At 74.0% G+C, this 961-nt stretch carries 1 pseudogene; it reads left to right on the top strand.

Going from position 1 to position 961, the window contains the following annotated elements:
- Positions 1-243 precede the first annotated feature (243 nt).
- A pseudogene (locus D7X12_RS41545) lies at positions 244-961 on the top strand (hypothetical protein); the annotation flags it as partial.

Below are 961 nucleotides of genomic sequence, written 5' to 3' on the forward strand. Positions count from 1 at the left end.
CGACTAGTCGTCGGCAGCGTCAGATGTGTAGAAGAGACAGGGGAAAGGGTAATGGGCGCGAGGGTGGGACACCCGGGCCCGGCAGAGAAGCAGACGGGCAGGTGACAGTTCTGGAAGGGGGCGGTGTTCCCTTGGCCGAGAGGGGCGACGACGCCCCGACATGACGGCGGCGCCCCGGGCTCCCGACAAGGGAGACACCCGGATGGCGGCCCCATTCGGAACCAGTCCAGGAAGGTCCAGGCGATGAAGCGCAAGGTGGCGGTGTGTGTCGGGGTGATGGTCGCGGTGGCGGGAGGCGTGGCAGGGGCGGAGCAGCCGGTGGCGGCGAAGGTGGTGGCGGTTCAAGCGGAGGCGGCCCCCTCCGTGGCGCCTGTCACGGCTCCGGCGCCCGGATCCGCGCAGGCGACGACGGCTCCGCAGGCGGACGTCGCCCCTGCGACTGGCGACGCCCCTGCCCAGGCGGCTCCGACCGTGGCCGGCCCCGTGCCCCCTGTGTCTCCCGCGCCCCTCGTGAGCGCCGCGACGGGCGGCGAGCCGGCGCAGGTCGCCGGGACCTCCGTGGCCCAGACGTCGGCGTCGGATGAGATCCGCGTCCCGGCGGTGCTGATGCTGATGCCGCACATGAGCACCGCGGGCACGGACACGGGCCGCGTGGTGACGACGTTCGCGGTGGGCCTGCTCGGGACGCATGCGAAGCGCGTGGACGGCCTTGCGATGGCGCTGGGCTCGAACTGGGTGGGCGAGTCGCTCTCAGGAGGACAGCTCGCGGTCGGCGCCAACGTGGCGCGCGGCCCCGCGTCGGGCGTGCAGTTCGCGGTGGGCGGCAACGTGGCGACCGGTGACCTGGAGGGCGTGCAGGGCTCGGTGGGGCTCAACGTGGCGCGGAGCGCGGTGTCGGGCGGGCAGCTCGCGGTGGGCGGCAACATCGCGGCCGGGGCGCTGTCGGGCGGGCAGTTCTCCG

The sequence above is a fragment of the Corallococcus sicarius genome (assembly GCF_003611735.1).
GTDB lineage: Bacteria > Myxococcota > Myxococcia > Myxococcales > Myxococcaceae > Corallococcus > Corallococcus sicarius.